General features: G+C 57.3%; 27 protein-coding genes and 1 pseudogene. 12 read left to right on the top strand and 16 right to left on the bottom strand.

The annotated features are described in order from the left end of the window. Positions 1-2: 2 nt before the first annotated feature. Both ACYVDM_RS13080 and ACYVDM_RS13075 read right to left on the bottom strand, forming a co-directional pair. A pseudogene (locus ACYVDM_RS13080) lies at positions 3-188 on the bottom strand (arsenical resistance protein ArsH); the annotation flags it as partial. Between the two features lie 9 nt (positions 189-197). Continuing rightward, on the bottom strand, positions 198-908 hold the full coding sequence (locus ACYVDM_RS13075) for a GntR family transcriptional regulator (RefSeq protein WP_415785121.1): 711 nt from the start codon (positions 906-908) through the stop codon (positions 198-200). Positions 909-1157: 249 nt separating this feature from the next. On the opposite strand from ACYVDM_RS13075, the gene ACYVDM_RS13070 reads away from it, so the two are divergent. From ACYVDM_RS13070 to ACYVDM_RS13055, 4 genes are read left to right on the top strand one after another with little or no spacing between them, the layout of a single operon-like run. After that, positions 1158-1700, top strand: a complete 543-nt coding sequence (locus ACYVDM_RS13070; protein WP_415785123.1) for a TRAP transporter small permease — start codon at positions 1158-1160, stop codon at positions 1698-1700. After that, the gene (locus ACYVDM_RS13065; RefSeq protein ID WP_415785125.1) at positions 1697-2986 is read left to right on the top strand and encodes a TRAP transporter large permease; all 1290 of its coding nucleotides are present in this window, start codon (positions 1697-1699) and stop codon (positions 2984-2986) included. Before ACYVDM_RS13070 ends, ACYVDM_RS13065 begins: the two co-directional genes overlap by 4 nt. Positions 2987-3012: 26 nt before the next feature. Further along, the gene (locus ACYVDM_RS13060; RefSeq protein WP_460475397.1) at positions 3013-4038 is read left to right on the top strand and encodes a type 2 periplasmic-binding domain-containing protein; all 1026 of its coding nucleotides are present in this window, start codon (positions 3013-3015) and stop codon (positions 4036-4038) included. A 12-nt stretch (positions 4039-4050) separates the two neighbouring features. After that, positions 4051-5043 (top strand): C-terminal binding protein, encoded by a 993-nt coding sequence (locus ACYVDM_RS13055; RefSeq protein ID WP_415785127.1) that lies wholly within the window; start codon positions 4051-4053, stop codon positions 5041-5043. A 217-nt stretch (positions 5044-5260) separates the two neighbouring features. Here ACYVDM_RS13055 and ACYVDM_RS13050 read toward each other — a convergent pair whose 3' ends face one another. From ACYVDM_RS13050 to ACYVDM_RS13025, 6 genes are all read right to left on the bottom strand, one after another. After that, a complete protein-coding gene (locus ACYVDM_RS13050) occupies positions 5261-5947 on the bottom strand; it encodes an HAD family hydrolase (RefSeq protein WP_415785129.1) in 687 nt (228 codons plus the stop codon). Positions 5948-6136: 189 nt separating this feature from the next. Further along, positions 6137-6601 carry a DUF6644 family protein gene (locus tag ACYVDM_RS13045; RefSeq protein ID WP_415785131.1) on the bottom strand — a complete coding sequence of 155 codons (465 nt, stop codon included), beginning with the start codon at positions 6599-6601 and terminating at the stop codon, positions 6137-6139. Beyond that, the gene (locus ACYVDM_RS13040) at positions 6601-6984 is read right to left on the bottom strand and encodes a DUF6152 family protein (RefSeq protein ID WP_415785133.1); all 384 of its coding nucleotides are present in this window, start codon (positions 6982-6984) and stop codon (positions 6601-6603) included. Before ACYVDM_RS13040 ends, ACYVDM_RS13045 begins: the two co-directional genes overlap by 1 nt. A 95-nt stretch (positions 6985-7079) precedes the next feature. Beyond that, complete coding sequence (locus ACYVDM_RS13035) at positions 7080-8150, bottom strand: RpnC/YadD family protein (protein ID WP_415785135.1); 1071 nt, start codon at positions 8148-8150, stop codon at positions 7080-7082. 205 nt (positions 8151-8355) lie between these two features. Next, on the bottom strand, positions 8356-8991 hold the full coding sequence (locus tag ACYVDM_RS13030; RefSeq protein WP_415785137.1) for a Vgb family protein: 636 nt from the start codon (positions 8989-8991) through the stop codon (positions 8356-8358). A gap of 80 nt (positions 8992-9071) precedes the next feature. Next, on the bottom strand, positions 9072-10292 hold the full coding sequence (locus ACYVDM_RS13025; protein ID WP_415785139.1) for a helix-turn-helix domain-containing protein: 1221 nt from the start codon (positions 10290-10292) through the stop codon (positions 9072-9074). A 123-nt stretch (positions 10293-10415) separates the two neighbouring features. Between ACYVDM_RS13025 and ACYVDM_RS13020 the strand changes: the two genes are divergently transcribed. After that, on the top strand, positions 10416-11273 hold the full coding sequence (locus ACYVDM_RS13020; RefSeq protein ID WP_415785141.1) for a DUF899 domain-containing protein: 858 nt from the start codon (positions 10416-10418) through the stop codon (positions 11271-11273). Further along, on the top strand, positions 11270-11545 hold the full coding sequence (locus ACYVDM_RS13015; protein ID WP_415785143.1) for a hypothetical protein: 276 nt from the start codon (positions 11270-11272) through the stop codon (positions 11543-11545). Before ACYVDM_RS13020 ends, ACYVDM_RS13015 begins: the two co-directional genes overlap by 4 nt. 26 nt (positions 11546-11571) lie before the next feature. On the opposite strand, the gene ACYVDM_RS13010 is transcribed toward ACYVDM_RS13015, so the two are convergent. Then, positions 11572-12774 carry a M20 aminoacylase family protein gene (locus tag ACYVDM_RS13010; RefSeq protein WP_415785145.1) on the bottom strand — a complete coding sequence of 401 codons (1203 nt, stop codon included), beginning with the start codon at positions 12772-12774 and terminating at the stop codon, positions 11572-11574. A gap of 221 nt (positions 12775-12995) precedes the next feature. Here ACYVDM_RS13010 and ACYVDM_RS13005 point away from each other — a divergent pair, with 221 nt between their 5' ends. Next, on the top strand, positions 12996-14117 hold the full coding sequence (locus ACYVDM_RS13005) for an NADH:flavin oxidoreductase/NADH oxidase (protein WP_415785147.1): 1122 nt from the start codon (positions 12996-12998) through the stop codon (positions 14115-14117). An 80-nt stretch (positions 14118-14197) separates the two neighbouring features. Here the strand turns inward: ACYVDM_RS13005 and ACYVDM_RS13000 are convergent, their stop codons facing one another. The 4 genes from ACYVDM_RS13000 to ACYVDM_RS12985 are packed head-to-tail and all read right to left on the bottom strand — an operon-like array spanning position 14198 to position 17934. Then, positions 14198-15214 (bottom strand): Bug family tripartite tricarboxylate transporter substrate binding protein, encoded by a 1017-nt coding sequence (locus ACYVDM_RS13000; protein WP_415785149.1) that lies wholly within the window; start codon positions 15212-15214, stop codon positions 14198-14200. 18 nt (positions 15215-15232) lie between these two features. After that, on the bottom strand, positions 15233-16150 hold the full coding sequence (locus ACYVDM_RS12995) for a polysaccharide deacetylase family protein (RefSeq protein WP_415785151.1): 918 nt from the start codon (positions 16148-16150) through the stop codon (positions 15233-15235). Between the two features lie 18 nt (positions 16151-16168). Next, positions 16169-16909 carry an SDR family NAD(P)-dependent oxidoreductase gene (locus tag ACYVDM_RS12990; protein ID WP_415785153.1) on the bottom strand — a complete coding sequence of 247 codons (741 nt, stop codon included), beginning with the start codon at positions 16907-16909 and terminating at the stop codon, positions 16169-16171. After that, positions 16906-17934 carry a ketopantoate reductase family protein gene (locus ACYVDM_RS12985; RefSeq protein WP_415785155.1) on the bottom strand — a complete coding sequence of 343 codons (1029 nt, stop codon included), beginning with the start codon at positions 17932-17934 and terminating at the stop codon, positions 16906-16908. Before ACYVDM_RS12985 ends, ACYVDM_RS12990 begins: the two co-directional genes overlap by 4 nt. Positions 17935-18075: 141 nt before the next feature. On the opposite strand from ACYVDM_RS12985, the gene ACYVDM_RS12980 reads away from it, so the two are divergent. After that, positions 18076-18996 (top strand): LysR family transcriptional regulator, encoded by a 921-nt coding sequence (locus ACYVDM_RS12980; protein ID WP_415785157.1) that lies wholly within the window; start codon positions 18076-18078, stop codon positions 18994-18996. A 237-nt stretch (positions 18997-19233) separates the two neighbouring features. On the opposite strand, the gene ACYVDM_RS12975 is transcribed toward ACYVDM_RS12980, so the two are convergent. Further along, a complete protein-coding gene (locus ACYVDM_RS12975; RefSeq protein ID WP_415785159.1) occupies positions 19234-19530 on the bottom strand; it encodes a putative quinol monooxygenase in 297 nt (98 codons plus the stop codon). 71 nt (positions 19531-19601) lie between these two features. Continuing rightward, positions 19602-20255: a hydrolase gene (locus ACYVDM_RS12970; protein ID WP_415785161.1), complete on the bottom strand. Its 654-nt coding sequence runs from the start codon at positions 20253-20255 to the stop codon at positions 19602-19604. Between the two features lie 230 nt (positions 20256-20485). Between ACYVDM_RS12970 and ACYVDM_RS12965 the strand changes: the two genes are divergently transcribed. Next, positions 20486-21505, top strand: a complete 1020-nt coding sequence (locus ACYVDM_RS12965; protein WP_460475396.1) for a helix-turn-helix domain-containing protein — start codon at positions 20486-20488, stop codon at positions 21503-21505. 36 nt (positions 21506-21541) lie between these two features. Here the strand turns inward: ACYVDM_RS12965 and ACYVDM_RS12960 are convergent, their stop codons facing one another. Further along, positions 21542-22273 carry a class I SAM-dependent methyltransferase gene (locus tag ACYVDM_RS12960; RefSeq protein ID WP_415785163.1) on the bottom strand — a complete coding sequence of 244 codons (732 nt, stop codon included), beginning with the start codon at positions 22271-22273 and terminating at the stop codon, positions 21542-21544. A gap of 260 nt (positions 22274-22533) precedes the next feature. Here ACYVDM_RS12960 and ACYVDM_RS12955 point away from each other — a divergent pair, with 260 nt between their 5' ends. The 3 genes from ACYVDM_RS12955 to ACYVDM_RS12945 all read left to right on the top strand — a co-directional run bounded on the left by ACYVDM_RS12955 (position 22534) and on the right by ACYVDM_RS12945 (position 25300). Further along, complete coding sequence (locus ACYVDM_RS12955; protein ID WP_415785165.1) at positions 22534-22722, top strand: hypothetical protein; 189 nt, start codon at positions 22534-22536, stop codon at positions 22720-22722. 46 nt (positions 22723-22768) lie between these two features. Beyond that, on the top strand, positions 22769-24118 hold the full coding sequence (locus ACYVDM_RS12950; RefSeq protein ID WP_415785167.1) for a citrate/2-methylcitrate synthase: 1350 nt from the start codon (positions 22769-22771) through the stop codon (positions 24116-24118). Between the two features lie 345 nt (positions 24119-24463). Continuing rightward, on the top strand, positions 24464-25300 hold the full coding sequence (locus tag ACYVDM_RS12945; protein ID WP_415785169.1) for a tripartite tricarboxylate transporter substrate binding protein: 837 nt from the start codon (positions 24464-24466) through the stop codon (positions 25298-25300). The last annotated feature ends 72 nt before the right edge of the window (positions 25301-25372 follow it).

Below are 25372 nucleotides of genomic sequence, written 5' to 3'. Positions count from 1 at the left end.
GCTCAGATGGATTGTTGATTCAGTCGCTTTGAGAGCTCATTGGGGGTTCCGTTACGCTCGCTATAACGGTCCAACAAATACGGCTCGATATTGCGTGTGAGCAAGGTGAACTTCATCAATTCCTCCACGACCTCGACGATCCGGTCATAGTACGGGGACGGCTTCATCCGCCCGGTGTCATCGAACTCTTTATGACATTACCGAGTATCGGTAAAGTTCAATAGCCGCTGCGGATTATCGGGATCTAGATGCTCCCAATACGAGCCTTCCTTGCGGGCGATATGACTCACCAGCACGCGTGTCGCTTTACTCAGATCACGTTCCCGAATGGCATTGGCGATCTCGATGTGTTCGCGTTTCGATTTTTTCATGTGATGGGGATCTCGCCCCAAACGATTGCGCAATGCGGCCATCTTGGCACTAATGAGTGCATAGGCGCTGGTGATATAGGGATTGTTTGCCGCCGCGATAATCGTCTCGTGGAACTCTGTGTCGAGCGCCAGATAGTCCTGCACGCGATTCTCCGAATGGGCCGTCTCCATCTTTTTCACGATAGTGGCCAGGCTGGCTGCCAATCCCGATTGCGGATCGTCCAACGCCAATTGAATCGCAGCCGGCTCCAACGCGAAACGTAGTTCACAAAGCTGCTCCAACTCTCCTGGTTGCAGCTCAAAAACGTAAGTCCCCGACTGGGGTTGAACCGTGACCAGGCCTTCCTTTCTGAGCAAGGCAATCGCTTCTCGCACGGGGGTAGTGGAAACCCCTAGTTCATTGGCCAGGGCATTTTCCGACAGCCGTTCGCCCGGTAGCACGCGCCCCTCGACGATCATCCCGCGAATCGCACGTATGACTTCATCGACGAGCAGCTTGGGACGCGCGATACGGTTGACGCCTTTTGCGTTCTGCATAGTTGTTTTCATCCTCGACGACGAATGCTCCGTTGATCCCATCGCACACCCTTTACAACGCCGGCCAAAATGCTATTCTAATCTCATTGATGCCTAAGGTAGCAGTTTGGCATCAGGAGAGGAAGACATTTCCCGTAAGGGAAAACATTAAAAAATCAAGACGGTATAGGCGGCTATCGGCGCAATGCCTGGTTTGGCACTGCATAGTGGTCGTCCCGACGATAAGGTCCGTCTGGAGGAGACACTTGCATGCTTGCGCGAATCGATAGCGCTTTAATCTGGCTGAATAAATTCATCCTTGGCACGCTAGTGCTAGGGATGACTCTGCTGGTGTTTGCCAACGTGGTGCTACGTTACTTGGGCGGCTCTTCGCTGTCCTGGGTCGAAGAGCTCACTCGCTACATGATGATCTGGTGCGTGTATCTGGGAGCCGGCTTAGCGTTACGCAACGGCTCTCATGTCGCGGTCGAGCTCTTGCAGGACGCACTGCCCAAGCGCGCAATGCACGCGCTACGGGTTGCCGTAGCAATGGCCATTTTGGCGTTTCTGTTGACCATCGCCTGGTACGGATTCGCGTACTCAAGCAGGACCATGATGCAATCCTCAGCCGTCATGAGTCTGCCACTGGGCCTGGTTTATCTCGCTGTGCCGGTGGGCTGTGTGCTGTCGACCGTGCACCTGTTGTTCGGATTTCGCCGCTACGTCACCCGTCAGTTTGATTCGGAGACCCCAGACGAGACGGTAGACGGCCCCGTGCCGCTGATGACCGCGCCAGAAGGTGGTCGGCCATGACTGCAATACTGGTATTGGTCTTTGCTGCCACGCTCGTGGCCGGCGTGCCGGTGGCCATGTCGATGGGTGGGGCAGGGCTCGCCGCCCTGCTATGGGGCGGCACGACGTCTCCCATGTTGGTTGCACAGCGACTGTTCAGCGGTCTGGACAGCTTTCCCATGATGGCCATTCCGTTTTTTATCTTGGCTGCGGAATTGATGACAGGCGGGCGCCTGACCGATCTGCTGGTCAAGTTCGCCTGCCAATTGATTGGTAACGTACGTGGCGGGCTAGGCTACGCCAACGTCGGCATGGCGATTTTCATGGCGGGTCTCAGCGGGTCGGCGCTGGCCGACGCTGCCGGCCCCGGGTCCGTCGTGATTCGGATGATGCGACAAGCAGGCTATCCACTGAGCTACGCAGCCGGGTTGACCGCGGCTGGCGCCATCATCGCACCCATCATTCCACCATCTATCATCATGGTGATTTATGCGTTGACGGATAACAGCGTCAGCGTCATGGGCTTGTTCATGGCCGGCATCGTGCCGGGGATAATGCTCGGCGCGTCGTTGCTCATTCTGAATTGGTGGATCGCCAAGCGCGAAAACTTCACCTTCCCGCTGCCGCGTCCCTCGTGGGGAATCTTTCTGTTGTCATCATGGAAAGTACTCCCAGCCGCGCTGATGCCGATCATTATTCTCGGCGGCATCCATGGCGGCCTGTTTACCCCTACCGAGGCCGCCGCCGTGGCTGCTGTGTATGCGTTCATCGTGGGGCGCTTCATTATCGGCACGCTAACAGTGAAACAGATTCCACGGATCCTCGTGACAACGGCGTTGATGTCCTCGGTTGTCTTGCTTGTCATCTCGATGGCGACCGTGTTTGCCTACATGCTGACCGTGCTGCAGATTCCACAGTCGGTGAGCCAGGCGATTGTGGGCTTGGGCCTGCCACCTTTGGGTTTGCTGATCGCAGTGTCATTGTTCTTGCTCGCCTGCGGCTTGTTCCTCGATACGCTACCCGCAGTCATTATTCTGGTACCGATCTTGGCGCCCGTCGCCCAGGCCGCTGGCATCGATCCACTGCATTTCGCCATGGTCGTCATTCTGAATCTAACGATAGGGATGATCACGCCGCCAGTAGGGGGCGTGCTGTTCGTCGTCTCGGTCATTACGAAGCTGCCATTGTTCACACTGGCGCGCGCCATCATGCCCATGTTGATCGTGGAGCTGATCGTTTTCGCATTAATTGTTCTATTCCCAGGGCTGAGCACTTGGTTGCCTAATCTTGCCGGATACACCCACTGACTTCGCGCACAAATGAAGGACAAAAAATGGAGAAGAGACATATGTTCGGAAAGTTTCTACTGGCTGCGTCGACCGTTCTCTCGCTAGGCAGCGCGCCGGCGATGGCCGCCCCAAAGGTAATGAAGTACGCGCATTTCCAGCCCGCTCGCGAAGACCAACCCATGCATGCGGCCGCGCTGAAGTTCAAGGCGTGTATGGAGCAAGCCACCAGTGGCTCCGTCACGGTACAAATCTTTCCGGCAGGGCAGTTAGGCAGCGCGACCAACGCGTTAGAGGGACTGAAATTCGGCACTGTCGAAATGGTCGTCTCGCACGACGGGGGCATATCGAGCGTTTATCGTCCGTTCGATGTCTTTGCGATACCGTATTTGTTTCCCGACCATGCGACCGCCTACAAAGTGCTGGACGGCAAATTTGGAAAGGATTTCGCCGATGAGATGCTGAAACAAACCGGGATACGGTTACTGGCCTATGCAGACAATGGCATCCGCCATTTCACCAACAGCAAGCACCCGATCAAGACCCCCGCAGACCTCAAGGGATTAAAAATCCGCGTACAGCCGGCACCTGTCTTTTTGACCATGATAGAGGCATTAGGGGGGAGCGCCTCTGCGATAGATTGGGGCGAACTACCGGCCGCGCTTTCACAGGGTACGGTAGATGGGCAGGAAAACAGCGTCACCAACATCATGGCGGGCAGCCTTTATCAGAGCCAGAAATATGCGACCCTGGACGGACACGTATATAGCCTGCATGCCTATCTGGTCAGCGACACTTTTTACCAGTCGCTGACCGACACCGAGAAAAAGGCAATTGACGATTGCGTGATCCCAGCTCGCGACATACACCGGGATATGACGCGTGCACAGGACCTCTCTGCACAAAAGGTGCTCACAGGCGTTGGCATGGAAGTTTATGTCCCCACTGCTGCAGAAATAGAACAATTCCGCTCGGCTGCTCAGCCCACTGTCGTATCGCAACTCAAAAAGTCCGCGGGCGAAAAATGGGTCGACGGACTGCTACAGGCGGTTAAAGAAGCGAAAGGGCAATAGTTGATGCGTGTCATGAATACCGTCGCGAAGCAGCCTCTATCGACGTCCCCGCGCGTTGTCATCCTGGACGAAGGATATGGTGGGACCGATGTCGAAGCACGTACGCTGGCGTCGTTTGGCGCACAGGTTATCGAGATGCCCTGTAGAGGTTCTGCCGACGTCGTTCGTCGGGCGGTGGTGAACGCGGATGCGGTCTTAGTGCGCGAAAGCCCCGTCGACGCCGTCGCGATAGACGCCATGCCGAATTGTCGTGCCATCGTGCGCTACGGCGTGGGGGTAGACAATATCGATCGCGTTCATGCCGCAGCTTGTGGCGTCTATGTGGCCAACGTGCCAGATTACGGGGTAGAAGAGGTTAGCGACCATGCGCTGGCGTTGCTTTTCGCCGTCGCGCGTCGCATCGTGACGCGCGACAACGCCGTGCGGCAGGGGGCCTGGAACGTAGCGCGCACAGAGCCGATGTATCGCATGCGCGGTGGAACCCTGGGATTGATCGGCTACGGCCGCATTGCCCGCGCCTTGCATCGCAAGGCCCAAGGTCTCGGTTACGGGCGATGCTTGATTTTCGATCCGTATTTGCAGGCAATCCCAGAGGGTGCCGAGCAGGTTGACCTGACGCGTCTAGCGGCCGAGTCAGACGTCGTGTCGGTGCATGCGCCGCTTACGCCCGATACGCACCGCATCGTGGACGCTGAGTTTGTTTCCCGTATGAAGCCGACCGCCATTCTCATCAATACGTCTCGCGGCGGCCTCGTTGATAGCGTGGCATTGGCAAGCGCGTTGCATGACAACCGGATTTTCGGTGCCGGCCTGGACGTTTTTGAACATGAACCTCCAGGCACTGACAATCCGTTCTTTTCTCTCGATAATGTCGTCGTCAGCGACCACACCGGTTGGTATTCGGAGCAATCCGTTGAGGACCTGCGACGCAAAGCCAGCGAGGAAATCGCGCGCGTATTCTCTGGGCAGGCGCCGCTCAATTGGGTGAATCGCTGGGGCGATTAGTGCATTTTTAGTGCCCCCATAGTCCCGCGGAGCGGGCGGGCTGAATCCTGGCCATGCCAGCGACGCAGGGTGCCCAACAGAACCGGTCAGGTTGGCAAGGCTGGTGAACGTCAATCCATTACTTTACATAATACACATTATGCGGTTATTTAAAGTATCAGGCTGCCCCCCTGTGGCCATATGAAATGATCCGCTAATGCGTCGTCATGGCCCGGTATCAAGAACTGAACGTTGCGTCGTGCACGGTTAGCAACTCGGCATAATCATCAAACGCCAAGGCCTGAGGATGCTCGTGCACCAACTCGCCACCATAACCTGCCCGGAACCACACGAACGGCACGCCGGCGTTGTGGGCGCTGATCGCATCCACGTGCGTGTCGCCGACGTACGCGCCCTGCGCGGGGGCCACGCCCATCGCCTCAAAGGCCTTCAGTAATGGCTCGGCGTCAGGCTTGGGCCGGCTGACCGAATCACTGCCCAACACAACCGAAAAATACGGCATCAGGCCTTTTTGCTCCAGTGCCTTTAGCGCCGAGGCGTGCAATTTATTGGTGCAAACGGCCAGTTTCACCCCCCGGGATTGGCAATCCTCTAGGAAGTCCACCACACCAGGATACGGTTGCGAATTGCGGTGAGCCAAGTGCGCATAATGCTTCGCATAGGCCTTTATCACCGCATCCAACACGGACAACGGTACGTTCCGGTCCTGCATGACGGCCACCAGCACGGCGGGAAATGCCCCATGCAGATTGGGCATGCGATAGTCCTCGGGCAATTCGCCGTAGCCACAATCGCGTAGCGCCACACTGACGGATGCGCGAATGTCTTGCATCGTATCGAGCAACGTGCCGTCCAGGTCGAAAGCAATGGCTTTGCAGTCAGCGAGCAGAAAAGGTGCAGTCATGGTCGGGATATTCAGGCAAATGAAAGTTAAACGTGTCGATTGGAACACGTCTACAAGACGAGCGCATTGCACGGGAATAACCCGCAGTGCCAGCGCCCGGTCAGCAGAGGACAGAGCCTCGGCGGCGGGATTCGTATAGGTCACTTTCGATGCCGGAAGCCAGACAGAAAGGCGCACGACCCAGGGGCACTATAAAAAACCGATCCAACGTCCCGCCACGATGGCGCCCAGCCAGAGAAGCAGCGACATCGCCGCGTGCAGCTTGATTCTTGTTGGTGTCGACTCGCCTTGCAAGGCTCTGTTCCACTGGCCCCGACAGTGCAGCCACAGGACATTAACAACGCCTAAGGCCAGCAATCCCAGTTTGGTGAGAAACGCAGGGTTATCCAGGTAGTCCTGAGGGTTCACGGCGAACAGGCACGCCCCCGTTAGCAGCGCCAGTATGAGTCCCACAGCCGCCAGGCGCGACAGATATGGCCCTGCCGCCGCCAGCGGCAAGGCGCGTGCGGCTCCCAGCAAGCGCAAATCCAGCGCCGTGATAGCACCAAAAAGCAGACCAATTGACGCGATGTGTCCTGCGTTGACCAGCAAATAGGCGGTGCCGGAATGCCGCAGCAAACCGGCCAGAGGCCAGCCAGCAATCCAGTCGAGCATTATTTTTTAATGCGGTCCGGATAGATATCGTAGGTTTTGTCACCTACGGTGATTTGCACGGCTTTCATGCGTTTTTCCGCATGGTCCTGGGCGCGGTTACCTGTCGCGGTAATCGTATCGCCCGGTTTGGCGGAAGACTCATCAAATCCGGCACGGCTGGTCTGGTTGGGATTGCCCAGCTCTACCCGCCACAGACCGTCCTGCGTTTCGACATCCAGCCAAGGGTGCGGCGGCGCGACCTGCACTTGCTTAATCGTGCCCTCAAGCTTGATTTGCTCGGCGTCGGCCCATGACCAGCCGTGGTGGGCGACGGCCTGGGGCATGGCAATGAAGACAGAGGCGGCCGCGCACAGAGTGCTGGCTGCGATGATGCGGTGGGACATGACGACACCTTTGACGTTGCGCTTCACTATCCATCAGCTGGCGATGATCGCCACCAGCCAGCATGTGAGTGACTATAGCGCAGCCTCTTCCCGGATCAAACAAACACGTCTTCGACACGCTTGGCATCCAGGATGCGTAATAGCCATTGATTCAACGTGGCCTCGTCTGCCTGCTCCATACGCGCCTTTGCCCAATCAGGAAGCACGCCGAACTTGAGTACTGTCAATTCTGTCAAGGATTTAGCAATGCCTCTGAGTTGGCCCTCCTCTCTGCCCTCCTCTCTGCCCTCCTCTCGCCCCTTCTTTCGTCCTTTGTCTTTCGCGCGCCGCAGCTCCACGCGTTCGACGCTAGTCACATAAGTCATTTCATGTTCCTGTTCAATTTTCTTTAGAGCGGTCGCAAATGCCCGCTCTAAATGCTGGGGTAAAGACATCATCGCGTCGATTACTCGAAATAGCATTCGTCTATTATCGCGCTTGATTCCCCATTGCTCAAAATGCCTGACCAACTCGACTTTGCGGGCCAATCGTTCCTCGGGATGCGTTCTACTGGTCGCCTCCAACTGCGCCATTACCACCACGGCAAACGGGTTACTCGACGCCAAGCCACTCAGTTCAACTATACGCGGACGCCACCATTCCAAATGCATCACGGGAAACTTGAAAGTCAGCCCGCAATCCTCTTCTTCGTATGTATAGGACATCAAATCAGCGCCTAAACAGCCGTAATCCAGGCCGCGACGGCTACGTCCCGTCAGTACTGCTAGATCCAGCAATCGACTGCCAGGATAATTCGCTTTCAGCCGTACGTGATAATCCAGCATACGCATCGCAAAATCAGGGTCGCATTTCGTCTGAATCTCGACGTGAATCAGCAGCAACGCATCCTGGCCATCCTGTAGCCGAACCGCTACCAGCTTGTCAACGAGCAATCGCCCTCGTGCCGAGCTACGGATCAACGCCTGCAGCTCTTTGTCTAGAAATTTCGGTGGATGTGTCCAATCAATCCGTGCGTGCGTCTGGGGGCGCAACATTTGCAAAAACTCGGGAAAGTACACGGCCAATGCGTCTTTCCAAGCGCTGTCATAATCCGAACGCGTTGCCATAAAGAGAATTCGCGAGCCTGTTAAAACGAATCCTCTACTATCGGCATCATCACTTTTCAACGAAAGATGCAGTGAACGCTTATATCCATGCGTGGTTGCCGCAAGGTTGAATCTGCCTTGCAGCGTAGGATCGACGGCCCATAATGCACTGCATCAAACTTCGTATAGTTTGTATCGGCCCGCGAAATCGGCCAAGCAATGCTTTGGCTCTCAATAGCAGCGACAAAGCTTGCTTAGCGTCTATCTGGGTGACTCGGGATGCTGGCTACTCACGCAAACGCACCACACGCAATTTACCGCTAGCGCCGCCACCGCAAAACAACTGGCCATGTCCGTCGGTCTCCAGGCCGGACACACCTGTGCCAACCGGCATCTCTATCGTTTCGAGAGTCTCGCCTGTTTCCGGATCGATGCGTCTCAGGTCACTTTCTTCGCCTTCCCACGTTCCGTGCCAGAGCTGGCCGTGAACCCACGTTACCCCGGTGACGACACGCCTGGATTCAATGGTTCGCAGGATTTTTCCCGTGTCCGGATCAATCTGATAAATTTTCCGATCGCGATATTGGCCGACCCAGAGCGTGCCTTCGGCCCAGGCTAACCCCGAATTGTTGCCCCTGCCCCCCGGTGATGGAATCGTGGCGAGCACATCACCGGTCGCTACGTCGATTTTGTGAATCTGGTCGCCGGTGATCTGAAAGAGATGCTTGCCATCGAATGCCGTCCCCGCGTCTCCTTTGACATCGACCTGACGCAGCATCGTGCCCGTGTCGGGATCGAACGCATTGAGTTTGTCTCCCGAGGCGAACCAGACATGTTGCCCGTCGTAGGTGACCCCATGGACTTCGCCTGCGCCCTCGAAGGGACCGTATTCGCGGATAATTTCTGCGTTGGAATGTTTCATCTGTGGCTCCGGATTCCGCCCGCTCAGGTAACAGCTGCCCCATGAGCCGCGCTGGTTGATTAGATTCTGACCAACATAGTCTACCCATCGTGTAACAAATCGGGGAGTAACAAGGCTGTCGGGAATCCTGGCACGGAGGCAACCGTCCAGCGGCGCGCTCGGCCGTCTCCGTAGGCTTGGACTTTGCCCTCGGCGCGTAGCGGTTCAAGCGCCCGCTGTACGGTGCGCGCGCTCATACCAAGCGCGATCGCCAGGGCCGAGCTCGACCACGCCTCGCCGTCGGCGAGTAGCGCCAAAATGGCGACGTTTCGCTCGTCGACGAGCGGTGCCAAGACCACCACGGCTTGTCCGTCGCGAGGCGCCAGAACAAAGCCTCGTTTGGTCGCGCGTACTTTGGCTACATCACCTAGCGCCACGCGCAAGCGCCCTATTTCCACGCGCAATCGCGCGCGGTGTGATTCATCGCTGTGTTTTGCCCGAAATGCCCGCAGCATTAGGGTTTCTCTGGGTACGTCGCTCGGGGATGCTTCGCCTAGACAGCGCACCAGGGTGAACAAGACTGGACGTTTGGCCAGCCGAACTGTCGTGTCATCGCCGCGTACGAGGCCGCGGCATGCATCGATGACGAGCGCCCCTGATGTCAGGAGTGATTCGACTTCGTCGAGTAAAACGACACGCTCCGCGCCGCAAGTGATCGCGCGTGCGGCGGGCTGGTCCAGAATGCCGGTCGCGCTCTCAACCTCTGCTGTCAGTGCGGGGATATCCGCCCGCCGGGCGGCTTCGGTTGCATGGGCAAACGCCGAACGCGCGGCGGCCGTGTCCAGGCGACGGATGGCGATGCCCGCCATCGTCAACTCGACTGCGGCGCGCAACGCAGGCGCAAGCCGGGTGGGATCCACGCCGGAAAGCGCCTGCGCCGCCTCGTCCACCCGGCCGATCAACAACAGGCGACGGGCAGCGAGATTGCGCGCATGAGCGGCGTTCATGAGGTCGCCATGCATTTCGAGCGTCGCGCACGCGGCGTCTAGCGTCTGGGCGGGCCAGTTCAGGTCGCGCGAGACCAACGCGATCTCGGCCTCGGCGACAACGCAACGCGCGCGGGCGACCTCGTCGGTCTGACCAAATGCCGTCGCGGCGCGCTTGAGCAACACCTTGGCGCGGCTGAGCTCGCCCAGTTGCGCCATGGCGATGCCGCGTAGCGCCAGGGCTGCCGGTTCGTCACGCAGTGCGACGTGCTTGAGCGCATCAAGGACATCGCCTTTGGCTAGGGCTTGCGCCGCCGCCCGGATCAACGCGTCCATTGGATTCCCGTCACATTTGTCACTCCCATGGTGTCAAGGCCTGGTGCGAATATGGTATCCAGCCCTGCCCTGACGGTCGATGATGCAGCGCAGTTTGTCAATAAGCGAACGAGGAATCAAACCATGAATGAGATCACAGCCAATCAGGTCGAAAGCGCCAAAATCAATGCCGGCGACCATCGCATTGTTTCCCGAGAGGAATGGATTGCCGAACGTAAAGCCTTGCTGGCGCACGAAAAAGAACTGACGCGTCTACGCGATCAGCTCGCGGCCGAACGGCGTACCCTGCCCTGGGTCCGTGTCGAGAAGGACTATGTTTTCAATACCAGTAAAGGCCCCCGCCGGCTGATAGAGTTATTTGACGGCCGCCATCAGCTGATTGTCCAACACTTTATGTTCGCGCCCGGGTGGGAGCAAGGCTGCCGGAGTTGTTCCTATATGGCCGACCATAGTGACGGGATGACGGCGCATCTGGCGCAGCGTGATGTGACATTTGTCGCGATTTCGCGTGCGCCGCTGGCGGATATCGAACGTTTTCGTGAACGCATGGGATGGAAATTTAACTGGGTGTCATCCCATGGCAGCCCGTTTAATTACGATTTCGGCGTGAGTTTTTCGCCGGAAGACGTCGCACGAGGAACGCTGCAGTACAACTATGGCGATTGGCCCTATGCGTCCGAGGAATGGCCGGGAATCAGTGCCTTTCTAAAAAGCGACACAGGCGAAGTTTTCCATACGTACTCCTGCTATACCCGCGGCGTGGAGATCATGATGGGCACGTATAACCTGCTGGACATCACACCCAAGGGACGCGATGAACGAGAGGGGGTCGAGAACAAAATGGAGTGGGTGCGGCATCATGATCGCTATCAAATGGAGTCGGCGAAAACGACCCCGTCCAATGGTACGGTCGCGGAGTTGCTCGATACCGTCAAATCGGCGTGTTGCCACGCCGACCTCGCCACTGAAGCGAAACAATGAGCGGGATCAGCCAAGACGAATGGACGAACGCGCGCCGTGCAAAGGGCGTGCGCGAGGCTGCGCTGGGAGCGGTCCGTTGGTTACACCTGGCCGCCGCCCCGATCTTTGCGCTCATGGCGGGGTTGACGTTTGCGCTGGGCGGCGAGGCGCAGCCGATGACGTGTCTGGGTGGCGGCGATGCCTCGCCTATTAGCGGCATGGGTCTGATGTATTTGCTCATGAGCGTATTTCACGCGGCGCCCTGGCTGAAGTTCGTTGCGTACCGTCGGTAAGCCGGACGCCATTGACGCACGACGATCTACGCTTTCTCTGAACACGCCAAATAGGTTTCCACCAAACGGCTCCAATAGGCGGCCCCGATGACCAGATTGTTGTCATTGAAATCGTATTTGGGGTTATGCAGCCCGCGACCGTCAGTGGCGGGACCGTTGCCCAGACGCACGAGCGCGCCGGGGCAACGCTGCAGCATGTAGGCGAAATCCTCGCTGCCCATCAATCGCTTGGTTTCAGCTACGACTTGATCGGCCGGCAGCAGTTCGCGCGCGACCGAGATGGCTAGTTCATTTGCTGCCGCGTCGTTGACCAACACGGGATAGCCTTCGACGTAATCGATGTCGGCGCTGACGCCATGGGCTGCCGCCGTCGATTCGACGATTTCATTAATGCGTTTCTTTAGCAGCACGCGGACTTCTGTGCTGAATGACCGCACGCTAATACCGATCTCGGCAGAGTCCGGGATGACATTGAGCGCCTGCCCCGCCAGCAACCGACCGACGGTAACGACAGCGGCCTCGTCAGGATCGACATTCCGGGACACCACGGTCTGCAGTGCTACGACGATGTGCGCCGCGGCGACCAGCGGGTCGGCAGCCTGATGAGGCCTGGCCGCATGCCCGCCCACGCCTTTCACTTTAATGAACACTCGGTCGCCCGCAGCCATGAACGGCCCTTCGCGAAACAGCATCTGGCCCAGGGGCATGCCAGGGTGATTGTGAATGGCAAAGACATAGTCGCAAGGAAATTTCTCGAACAAGCCGTCGTCCAACATGGCTGTCGCGCCGCTATCAAATCCTCGCTCTTCTGCGGGTTGGAAAATGAGATGTAGGGTGCCGTCAAAGCGGCGGGTCTGCGCCAAATGCCTGGCCGCACCCAACAACATCGTTGTGTGGCCATCATGACCGCAGGCGTGCATCACGCCCTGATGTTGGCTCGCGTAGTCGAGACCGGTTTCCTCCAGGATGGGTAACGCATCCATGTCGGCACGAATACCAATGCTGCGCCGGCCAGCGCCCACCCGCAACGAGCCCACCACGCCGGTCTGCCCGATCCCGGTAGTGACCTCGTATCCCCAGTCCTTTAGCTTGTCTGCCACGAACGACGCCGTTGCTTGCTCGTTAAAGGCAAGCTCCGGATGCTGGTGAATATGATGACGGATCGCGCGCAGATCTTCATCAAACGCGTGCAAGTCGGAAAGTTCGGTTGGATTCGCGGTGTAAGCCATACGTGAGACTCTGTAAAAGGACGCTCGAGGGTAAATCATTCTAGACTGCATTGCGGGGCAAGCGCCGATACGCCCGTCGCTACGCGACTGGCAGCCCTCAAATGCGGTAAAACTTACCTAACATGCAAGTGAATGACGAATTTTGGAAATTGACTGACAGTGCTTCACCCTTGGATCATTCGTAGTACAACTCTACGACTTATTGCCTTCAGGAAGGAACGATGTCCCAAGACCGCCTCAGCAGCGACACCCCCCTACTCTTTCAGCCCATCTCCATCAACCGGCTAACGCTGGCCAATAGAATTACCGTTGCGCCGATGTGTCAATACTCTGCCATCGACGGCTGTGCCGGTGATTGGCATCGCATGCATCTCGGCATGCTCGGCAGCAATGGCGCGGGCCTGGTCATGATCGAGGCCACGGCCGTCACCAAGGACGGTAGGATCAGCCCGGGATGTCTGGGCATTTGGGGCGACGATCAACACCGCGCCCTGACCGCTACGATCGAAGCCACTAGAACCTTTTCGACCGGCGCCCTGGGCATTCAGTTGTCCCATGCGGGGCGCAAGGGTTCTACACAGGCGCCTTTTCATGGCGGCGCGCGGCTATCCGACGCACAAGGCGGTTGGGACACGTTGGCGCCTAGTGCGATCGCTTCCAGACCGTCCGATACGGTGCTGCCTGTCGCGATGACGGCTGACGACATCGCAGACGTGCGAAACGCCTTTGTCCAAGCCGCCCATCGCGCAGTGGCGGCAGGCATTGATCTCATCGAGATCCACATGGCTCACGGATATCTGCTGCATCAGTTCTTATCTCCTCTTGCTAATCAGCGACAGGACAACTACGGCGGGTCGCTGGAAAATCGGATGAGATTTCCGCTGGAAGTCTTTGACGCGGTACGACAAGCGCTTCCAACCGATTTCCCTCTGGGCGTACGCGTGTCGGCCACCGACTGGGTCGACGGTGGTTGGAACGAGGACGAAACAGAGGCCCTGTGCCAGCGACTGCAGTCCATCGGCTGCGACTTCTTTGACATTTCAAGTGGTGGGCTATCTGCTGCACAGAAAATTGCCGTCCGCCCCGGATACCAAGTTCCCTTCGCCGCGCGGATCAAGAAAGCCGTCACCGCACCGGTCATTGTTGTGGGCATGATCACCGAACCAGACCAAGCAGAGCAGATACTTAAAGAAGGCAGCGCCGATATGATCGCGCTCGCACGCCAAATGCTGTTTGAACCCCATTGGGCGTGGCGAGCCGCTCAGGTCTTGAACGGAAAACTGCAGATTCCCCAGCAATACCTGCGTTCACTGCCTGCTTCACCCGACATCGCATTGGCTTAAACCATAGCGTCGACACCGGATCGCAGCCTTGCTCTTGCGATCCGGTTTATCGAAGTCTGGGCTGCGCATACGGCGAATGCTTACGAGACTCTCGTGGCCCCGACCAGCTTTACCAATTCGCCCCACTTTTCATACTCGTTCGCAAAGAAGGTACGCGTCTCTTCGGCCGTCATGGGCGCGTAGGCGGGAACGCCCTCGTTTTCGAGGCGCGCGTTAATGGTCGGATCCTTGAGTGCCGCCTGGATAGCCTCTCGCAACTGTGCCGCGATTTCCGTCGGCAAGCCGCTGGGAGCAACATAGGCATTCCATGTCACGACGCCGAAATCCGTATTCAACAATTCGTCGATCGTCGGGACATCCGGCGCGGCCTTTAGACGTTCCTTGCTGGACACGGCCAGTGCCACAAGACGCCCCGACCTGACTTGCGGCCCAACCACCGACCACGCATCGAAAGCATAGGTCAACTGCTTCCCTACCAGATCCGTCAGGACTTGAGGCCCTTGTTTGTAGGGCACGTGCACAGCTTTGGGTACACCTAGCTTTTGCGCCAGTACGTGGCATGCGATGTGGCTAGATGTCCCCGTGCCACTAGATCCATAGGCTGCGGTGTCAGGATTTTCGCGCAAATGCGCCGCCAACTCGTCAAGCGTCTTGATGCCAGATTCGGCAGTAACGACCAGCACCACCGGGACTTGGATCGTGACCGCCAGCGGCTCGAACGCCGTGCGAGGATCGAAGGGCAAGCTCGAATAAACGTGCGGGTTGATGGCGAACGAGCTCGCCGTGCTGTAGAGCAGCGTGTATCCATCTGGTCTAGCCCGGGCGACCGCAGCAGCCCCGATATTGCCCCCTGCCCCGGCTTTATTCTCAATCACGAGATTGGCGTCAAGCTGCTTGGACAGCGTCGTTCCGATCATCCGCGCAATGATGTCCGTATTACCGCCCGGTGCGAATGGAACAATAATGGACATAGGTTTATTAGGATAAGTAGAGGCGGCTTGCGCACCACGCCAGGGCGCGATTACGCCGGCGCCAACCGCTGACAGCAACGGCACGCTGGCTAATTGCGCACAAAAGGCGCGACGATTTTGGTTCATGGATTCCCCTTTTATTGGTTATTTAGTCACGCTGGGGGCAAAACGCCCCACATGCGCGCTCACATCAAAGAGCCCCGCGTTGATAGACGAGCGGTGATAGTCGGCTATCTGCATGGGCGTCGCCCACCAGACGTCTTTCGCCGCCGAGAGATGGGCAAAGAACTTGTCCAGCAGGCGCAGTCGTTGTGGTCGGCCCGAGATCCAGTCGTGGACCGTAATCATGCAGAGCCCGCCCCATTCTCGTACGCCCTCGAACTCCTCGATCCAGGTTTCCAGGACAGCATTGGGATTTGCAGGGTGCGTCTTGTCGCGAGGGCTATTGGTATAGCGAAAGTACAACGCATCGTCGATCGTCCATGTGACCGGTACCTGCACGAGGCCATTGATCGTGTACGGATGATCGAACCCCATTAACGAACTGTCATAGGCGATTCCTGCGCGCGCCAGGGCAGCCAGGCTTTTCGGTGAATGTTCAAAGGACGGTGCACGATAGCCTCGAATAGCCTCGCCCGTCTGCGCTCGAAACACGTCAATGCTGCGTTGCAGATAGTCATCCAACAGCGCATCGTCTAGCGTGTCTAGCCGCTCGTGAAAATAGCCGTGGTAACCGACCTCATGCCCTGCCGCCAATAACGTGGGAAGCAAATCGGGGTAGGTCGCCGCCACCACGCCGGGTACGTAGAAAGCCCCTTTGATATTCCACTTGTCTAACAATGCCAGAATCCGTGCGACCCCTTGCCTAGGACCGTAGCGACGCTGTTCCAGCTCTCCGAGCGACTCTGCCTGCTGCTGACGCGTGACCCAGAAATACGGCGATTCCGCATCCAGATCGAGCGTAAAGGCGACCGCACTACGCTTGCCCTCCGGCCACTGATAGGTTGGAAAGGAAATGCGACGGTCCTCGTGCATGCTCACGCTGGGCGGTGTGTTGTTCATAGGTTGACTCCTAGAGGATTAGATCTGGGCGCGTCGATTGATGCCGCCGCCGCCGTCCACGGACAGTATCTGGCCCGTTGTAAACGATGCCGCGTCGCCCGCAAGAAACAGCACGGCGTTGCTCAGTTCACCCGGAGCAATCATGCGGCCCAATGGAATCGCCGCAGAGAGCGATTTCAGATGTTCCGGCGGCAGCTCAGGGCTATTCTGACCCTGAGCCAATCCGGGGCGCACGGCGTTGACGCGAATCCCATGTGGTGCCAGCTTCAATGCCAAGATACGAGTCATTTGCTCGAGCGCGGCCTTCGATGGCCCATAGATCGCGCCGTTGGTCCGTGCGACCTCTGCCGACGCTGAGCTGACATTGACCACTGCTCCTGAAATGCCCGCAGCGATCCAGCGTTTGGCCAACGCCTGCGTCAACGCCAAAGGCCCCAGGACATTCACCGCCAGGATGCGATGACACAATTCGGCCGACGCATCCAGAATGTCCACGAACGGGAAGATTCCTGCGTTATTCACCAACACGCGCGGCAACTCCTCGTCTGTCCAGCTCGAGATCAATTGCTGCACAGCGGTTTCATCAGTGACGTCCAGTACCACAGGATGAATACCCGCGTCTGACCGTTCGGATGGCCCACGGTCGACACTCGTGATGACAGCACCCGCGTGCAGAAAAGCGTTCGCCAGCTCTTGGCCGAAGTGACCATTGCCCCCCGTTAACAGGACGTGCTGCCCCTGATAGGAATTCTGTTTCACTGGATACCCTCCATGAGTTCGTCGAGATTGGCGAGACCAAAGTCGCGAGTCCCGGCTTCCATCTCGCGAATCATCGCGATCATGCGCGCGACCGTCGGCGTTTGAATATTGGATGCCTGACCATGAGCGACGATGTCGGTGATCTGGGGATCGACCTCCGTGCGGCGCTTGCGCACTGCCAAGTCACGCCATACGCCGCTACGTGGTTTTCCCACCCAGCGGCGGCAGTGATCCACGATGTGCTGCATCTGTAGGCACGCATCCGCGACGCTCGCCTCTGATGAAAATGCCTCGGGTGCAAATCCATCAAACGGGACAGGCTTTACACCGCTCGCATAGGCCACCCGCACGACCTCTTGGCATAGCGCACGCCACAGCGGCAAATACTTGCGGTTGCCCAACTGCTCGACAATGGTGTCATTCGATAGCGCCGTCGTGAACAACAGCGCGCCGATGGCCACCTTGCTCCACTTATAGCCCAGCAGTTGCGCTGTCCAGCTCGATTCTGGATCGACCAGCCGTACCAGGGACTCCGCCTCACGAGAGCGAGCCGTGTCGCGGCCGTCCAGTTCGCCGACGCGAATACACCCTACCCCACCAAACTGAATCCGCCCGGGGCCAACATAATCCGAGGCGAAATTGACCAATGCGCCCATGGTGCGCTCCGCGCCCACCAGCTTCGCAATGATGGATTCTGTCAGGCCATTCTGCAGCGCCAGCACCCAGCCGTCGCTGCGCAGATGCGGGCGCAACATGGTGACCGCCTGCTCGGTATGCTGGCCTTTGACCGAAAGCAGGATACGTCCGTACTGCCCCTGGATTTCGGTGGGTAAACAAGCGTCCATGCGAGAAAACGCGCTATTGCCGTCTGGGCCGATAATCTCCAACCCATTGGCTCGCACGGTCTGCACGTGCGCCGGCACTACATCTACCAGCAATACAGCTTTACCTGCGTCGGCCAGCTTTGCCGCCACGACACCGCCAATGGCGCCGCCGCCCCAGACAACAATCGGTTCCTCAGTCACTGCGTTACCACTCCTACATTTCAATCGTGCACCGACGGCGCGTCTCAGACCGAAATTTTGGGGCGGACCAACATATAATTCAATTTCTTAATTTGGCCGAATACTTGTGAAAAACGCAAGTAATGACATTGGAATTTCGACATGAATTACCGCGCGTTCGAGGCCCTTCACGCCTTTGTCGAAGGAGGCAGCATCGCGCAAGCCGCCTTGCGTCTAAACCGTACGCAACCTCAGGTCAGTCGACTCCTGAGTCAACTGGAAGAAGACGCAGGCTTTGAAATCTTTACCAAAGTCGGTCGGCGGCTGGAATTAACGGAAGACGGCCAGGCACTTTATCAGCGGGTATACGGGCTACTACGTGCTCAGGATGCCGTGCACGACTTCGCGGAAGACATGCGCCACGGTCGGCGAGATCGTGTGCGTATCATCGCCGCCAACCACATCATTGACGGAATGGCGGCCGAAGCACTAGGGCATTGCCGCCTGCAAACGCCCGATTTTTCAGCCGCGCTGACCGCTCGTATGCCCGCGGAACTGCAGTGGTGGCTGGCTCAGCAGCAATTTGATGTCGCTTTGGTGCAGCTCCCACTTGAACATCCAGCCATCGAGACCGAGCTATTCTGCCAGAGTGAAATCGTAGCCGTGATGCACCCCGATCATCCCTACGCGGGTCGTGCCCAGATCGAGCCGAAAGACGTTCAGAAAGAGTCCTACATCAGTCTAGGCCGTCGCAGCATTCTGGAGCAGCGCTGTTTGGCCTCGTTTGAGGCGACCAATGCCAGCGCCAACAGCGACTTGGAGGTGTCATTCAGCACCACCGCGATCCAATTGGCGGCAATGGGTTGCGGCATTGCGCTCGCAGAGCCCATGGCCGCCCTCGCGCAGCGGCATTTGGACATTGTCATCAAGCCATTCCGTCCGATCACCAAACTGCATTACGGTATGGTGTTTCCCAAAGGAAAGCGCCGCAGCCCTGCCACTGAACAATTTGTGCAAGCGCTGCGACGCTGCGCGGATCAAAAGGCGAAAGAGATGCAAGAGGTGCTGGCGACCGCCTCGTGAATCTGCATCCTGTTGCCCCATTACCTGTACTCGGGCAGGCCTATTCCCCTACGCAGCTTCGGTTCAGGGACGATTTTTGTTCTAGCACTGGTCGGCATTGTGGCGCTGTGCAGCACCCTCTATTTTGTTTATTGAATCTACCGCATACAGGGTGAATTGGGATCGCCTGTTGTGTAAATCGCTGCTTTCACGATGGTGTCTTCGTTCGATGCACGCGTGTCGATGGGGTCAATGGGATCACACGACGCGTTTCAACAGATGCGCGAACTCCGCTTTCTCGACGTTGTTCATGCCATTGGCATGGAAGTACTGGACGTGCGGACTATGCTCGTGATGTCGGGTGCGCGTCTCGAGGGACGACCATTCCTCCACAAACACGAATCGTCCAGGTTCGTCCTGGTCCCCGAGCAGCTCATAGCGGATACTGCCCTCCTCCCTACGCGACGCCTCGGCGACCACGGATAGATCGCGGCGTAGCTCGTCCTCTTTGCCAGCCTTGGCCTTGAGGCTCACGACAATGAATAGTTCGCTCATTCGTGTTTTCTCTTTGTAGGATTGGTGGCGGCGATATTCACAATCGCCGCCACCATCATCATCATCGGAAATCAGCCTTTCGCTGACCTTTTTGCCGCTTCATTGGCTTTCTCGGGGTTGAAGCCGTCGGCGCTCTCAAAGACGTCCATGAAACCGGGGACAGTCGCCTCTCGTGCCCAGTCGCGTTGGAGCTCGCAGTACATCTGAACGCGACTGATGAGCTTGCCCCCGGCCTGCTCGATTCGGCGCAGCGCGGCCTCGTGTGCGGCGGACGACGTGCCGCCAACCGCATCCACTGGCACATAGACCTCAAAACCCTCTTGGATCGCGTCCAACGCGGGGAACGTCAGGCATGCTTCGGTCCAGAGCGCGGTCATGATGAGTTTGCGTCGCCCGATCGCCTTGACCGCTTCCTTGAACTCGGTGTCCTCCCAACTGTTGATCGAGGTGCGGTCATAGGTCGGCAAGTGGCCGAGCACGTCTTGCAACTCTTGGATCGGCGGCTTGTTGCGACCGGTCGCCACGTTGACTGTCGAATGGATAATCGGCAGGTTGTAGTTGAGGGCCGCTTTGGCAACGCCCGTGATGTTGAACACCAACTCATCACGCGGCATCGAGCGGATCGATGACACTTGGATCGGCTGGTAGTCGATAACGATGAGTGCCGAATTCTCGGGCGTCAGAAGCTGGTCTGTCTGGGGATTGCGGATCGTTTCGCTTGTCATAATGCTCTGCTGTGATGAGTAAATGGGATTGCATTCCCAGAAAAAACGTCTGTGAAGCGGCGTTTGGAGCGCGGTATTGTGCGGTTTCCTGCGTGATGAGGTAGAGCCATCTCGTGTTGAACTGTGTCGCAAAAAGAGCAACGCGGAATCAACGTCGAACACGCTACCCGTCCCCATGGAAGCTACCGACCGAGCAGGTAATATGATGTATTCACAGTCAGTCAGAAACAATGGCTGAGCGCGCCATCCCTATGACTGAAAGCGCCATCATCGGTCGAGCTTCTATGCCTAGCGACGAAACAGCCCCTATTTTTCGTTGGAATACGGATGAAATTCCGATTCACCATCGTTTCGATCAATATGTCGAGATGGTGAGAAAGAACCTCATCTGCGTGACAACCTATTGTGATGATCCACGCGATTTCATAACCGACATGCAAATGACCCAGTTGGGCCGTTTGCGTATCGCATCGATCGGTGGTTCAGCCAAACAGTCAGCCCGGACATCGCAAAACATCAAGGCCAGTGGCGACAGGGCTTTTCATCTGGTGTCGGGACGCACGGGCTGGGACTTTCAGTGCAAGGAGCAGCGGATCAAGCTCAATAGCACAGATCTTGTTCTCATCGATACCGAGCTTGAATATGCGTCGCAATTGCCCGATGCATTTCGCAACCACACGATTTCAATTCCTCCCGATGTCGTCCGGAAATGGTTGCCGGACCCAGACCGAGCCGTGGGAATGAGACTAGAGGGCGACAACGGCTGGGGACGGGTTCTGTCCGCCTACGTTGATCAATTGATTCATCTCGATGAGGCTCAACTGCCCTTGCCTGTCGCTGTCCTCGAAGATCACCTCGGCGCGCTTATTACGTTGGCGGTCCCTGGTGGCGCTGAAGACAGCGTGATAAAAAAGTCGACACACGAGGACTTGCGTAACAGAATCGTCGAATCGCTACGCCAACGCTGCACGGAACCGGGTCTGACGGCGGCACAAGTCGCCGCCGACGCCAGAATCTCCCCGCGTACATTGCACAGGGTATTATCGGCGGGCAAGGAAACCTTCGGTACCCTGCTGATCGCAGCCAGAAGCGATGTCGCGTATCGACTGCTGCTCTCGCCACAGTTCGACGCATTCATCATCGCTGACATCGGATTCCGTGCGGGCTTTGCCGATGAGTCGCATTTCAGCAGGACAATGCGCGCGCGCTATGGGTATCCTCCCGCGCAATTGCGACGCATGCGATCATAAATTTGCTGTTTTCCCGTCGCCTTGGTACCGAGTGATCTACCCCCGCCCTTCGCCCAACCGTTGAGGCGACATCGCAGACATAACCAACCACCGGCCATGAAGAGATTGAGCACTTGCCGCCTGGCGCCAATAGATCGCCTCGGCGGTGTTTGCCGCATTCGCGGCGCGTCGACGGCAGTACATCCGGCCGGGCCAAGCCAACACATGTTCCAACGCGTGCTTGGGCTTGGGTTCATCGACATCGTGGAGGGTTATGTTTTCGAACCCATAACGCTGCAGCAGCAGATGCAATTGCGGGAACGAAAATGGGAAATAAGTGATGTAGTCACCGCGCTGCTTCCCGATCATTGGGCTAAAGCCGGAATGGAACCCCCTGAGCAGGAACTGCCCACGTGAGCGCGAAAACCAGGTATTGGGCGTGGTGATAATCAGCTTTCCCCCTGGGTTCAAGACATCACGAAAACCCTTGATCAATAGGCCAGGATTCGTCACCAAATGAATGGCCTCGCCGCAGACGACGGCATCGTATTTTTTCCCCAAATCCGGAAGAGGCTCGTCAAGATCATGTTCCTTGACCGACTGATAAATGGGAACGTCTTCGGGGAATTCCCATAGGCCGACACCGTCCAAATGAACCTCGGGCTTTACGCTTTGAAGCGCATGCCCGAGCCATCCATGGCCGCAAGGCGCGTCAAGAATGCTGCTGACACCGCTTTCGGCCAGTATTGCGAGCACAACGGAATGGTACGGCTTCGTTTTAGGGGACATCTAATCAGCTTCGCATTGATGAATGAATTCAACGTGAATTCTGGCCTTTCCTCTCTGTCATAAGCGTGACAATGTCCTGACAAAAGTGACAGCAATGCAAAAACTGTTGCCTTCTTGTATTCAGCGTCCCTCAGCCCTGCGGGACCGATCCCGATCGCTTTGACGTTTCTTGAACGGAAGGCTCATTCATCGCTATAGCGTGCCTACTGAGGTAGACTTAAAAAGTCAAGCGAAAGGTATGCAATTGGGTTTTACACGGTATGTTGTCCGTGCCCGACTGGACCGTTCACAACGACGCGTCCTATGACGACTATGGTTATGAGCTGATGGTGCAGGACCAACCGCTAAATATCTTCATGGAGTCACTTTCGTGGACAGAAAGCCTGCATCATCCTATCGAAGTGCCAGGCAAGCAGGACGGCCTAACCACCAAACGCAAGGTCGCCTGAGCCTTCAAGGCAAGACAACGCCTGGTCGGTTAGGCCTCGTACCGCAATGACCACGATCTCCTTCTCATCGGTTCCCCCTCTGCCGGAACGGGGCGAGGACGCATCGGCCAATGCTGGTTATGCGTCAATCGCAACACAGGAGAAGGATCTGCCTTCGCTTGGCGATTATATCGGGGCCGCAGAAGCGATGGCCGTGCTAAAAGTAAGGCCACAGACCTTGTACGCGTACGTAAGCCGTGGTTGGATTTGCAGTGTGGCGCAACCTGGCCAAAAAGAAAAGCTCTACCGCCGAATCGACGTTGACCGCCTCAGGAAGCGTTCGCAAGCCAGATCAGGTCATGGCGCAGTTGCGGCCTCGGCAATGGATTGGGGCGAGCCAATACTCGCCACTTCCATCACCGAGATCACTCCCCAAGGGCCGCGATACCGAGGCAGATTGGCCGCAGATCTTGTGAATTCCGGCGAGTCATTTGAAGCCGTCGCCGAATTGCTTTGGACTGGCCAGTTGCCCCCTGAACCTCCCCGTTGGTCCGTGCGCCGGCAAGAAACTGCCCTGTTAGCGCTGACTCAGGCCATGTCTACTTCGAATCCTCGAAGCAATGTTTTGGAGGTCTTTGCCATTGTCGTGTTGATGCTGGGGCTGAATCAGGGATCGACCGAACAGCGCCTAGCTCGGAACAGCACCTTGTCTGCGGCCCGGGAGATTATTCAGGCGATGGTGTCTTGCTGCGGATTTATAGGACCCACTCAATGCTATCGACCGATGCAACGTGGCGAAACAATCCTGGAGGCGCTTACGCGATCGTTGGGAATGGTCGCAACCGCGGAGAACATTGACGCGCTGCGCGCCCTATTGATCCTCCTCGCCGATCACGAATTGCCTCCCGGAACCCTTAGTGCCCGTATCGTAGCGTCCGCGGGAGGTTCATTACAAAGCTGCCTGGCGTCTGCATTCTGCGCAACATCCGGGATTGAGGTAGGACGTATGTACGAGCGTGTCCAGGACTTCCTCGGACATTGGAAATCGCGCGCCGCACTCATGCGACGTGCGCATGAGCGGCTGTCACAGGGCTTGGATGTACCGGGCTTTCATCATCCCTTGTATCCGGATGGAGATCCTCGAGCCGCGCAGTTGCTCGACATGGTGCGCGGTCGTCGTACCCAGACGCGAGAATCACGCGCAATATTCGGCTTTCTTGATGAAATGCGAACGCGTTTAGGTCAGCATCCCAGGCAGGAGCTTGCACTAGTGATGTTGACACGTGCGATCGAACTCCCTGCCCAAGCCGCTCCAGCTCTGTTTGCCTTGGCTCGTTTAGCAGGCTGGGTCGCGCACGTGCGCGAGCAACACGCCAACGGATCCCTCCTGCGTCCGAGAGCTAAGTTCGTGCCCTAAGCCCGGTCCCTAAAGGGCCTGCGTGTTTGCAAGCTCATAAATCGCCCTGCCAGAACACACTTTCTCCCGCAATTGAGGGTCAATTCCCATTGCGTACCGATCGTTGCTAGCTGACCTCACATTGATTCAATGATCAAGATTGAAGGAGTTTGGCGTTCTCAATAGGATGCACTCTCAGCCTATAAAACAACGGAGACAAGGATGAGACATCAACGCCGCACCCTGTTGGGCGCAATATGCGCAGCCGCAGCTGCAGCCAGCTTTTCGCCCTTAGTTCGAGCCGATAGCTTCCCAAGCAAACCCATACGGATCATCGTGCCACTTCCGCCTGGAGGTTCCAACGATGTGCTCGCACGAGTTCTTGGGCAGAAGATGTCGGAGACTTTTGGCCAGCCCGTCATCGTTGAGAACAAGCCTGGTGCTGCAGGCAATATCGCCACAGACTATTTGGTGAAATCGGAAGCTGACGGTTACACCATTGCGATTGCACCCAATCAGACGGTATCGGTCAATCCGGTGCTGTATCCCACACTCCCGTTCGACGTCTTAAAAGATATTCAAGGGATATCGATGCTCGGTCGCGTTCCTATGGTCCTACTCGTATCTCCAAACATCAAAGCCGCGTCCGTCAGCGAACTTATCGCGCTGGCCAAGGCAAGCACCGAGGAGCTGTCGTATGCCTCTGCAGGATCGGGCAGCCCTCAGCATATGGCCGCCGAGGTTTTTAAATCGATGACGGATGTCAATTTGATGCATGTTCCGTACCGGGGTACGGCGCCTGCGATGGTTGATGTGCTGGCCGGCACCGTTGACATGATGTTTTGCCCATTGAATTCCGCGTTGCCCCATATCCGCAGCGGGAAATTGCGTGCCCTAGGGGCTAGCGGCCAGAGCCGCATCCCCTTGTTGCCCGATGTCCCCACCGTTGGAGAAACGGTCAAGGGTTTTGAAAGCGATATCTGGATAGGCATGGTGGCACCGGCCGGAACGCCGCCGGCAGTTGTGAACAAGCTCAACGCCGAATTGCGACGCGCACTGGATCTGCCGGATGTAAGGGAGACGCTGGCGGAGCAAGGTATCTTCGCCGAAAGCAGTACCGCCGACGAGTTCAACAGCCTAATCGCGAGCGACCAGAAGCGCTGGGCAGCCGTGATCCAAAAGGCTCACATTAAGCCCGACTAAAGCGTTATGCGCTTTGACGTATCGCTGTCGCCTCTCGTCACCTCGCCGCGATTCGATCTTTCGTTTCTTAAT

Source organism: Bordetella tumulicola (assembly GCF_054779135.1).
The sequence above is the reverse complement of the archived record's forward strand: the minus strand, read 5'-3'. Positions and strand labels throughout refer to the sequence as shown.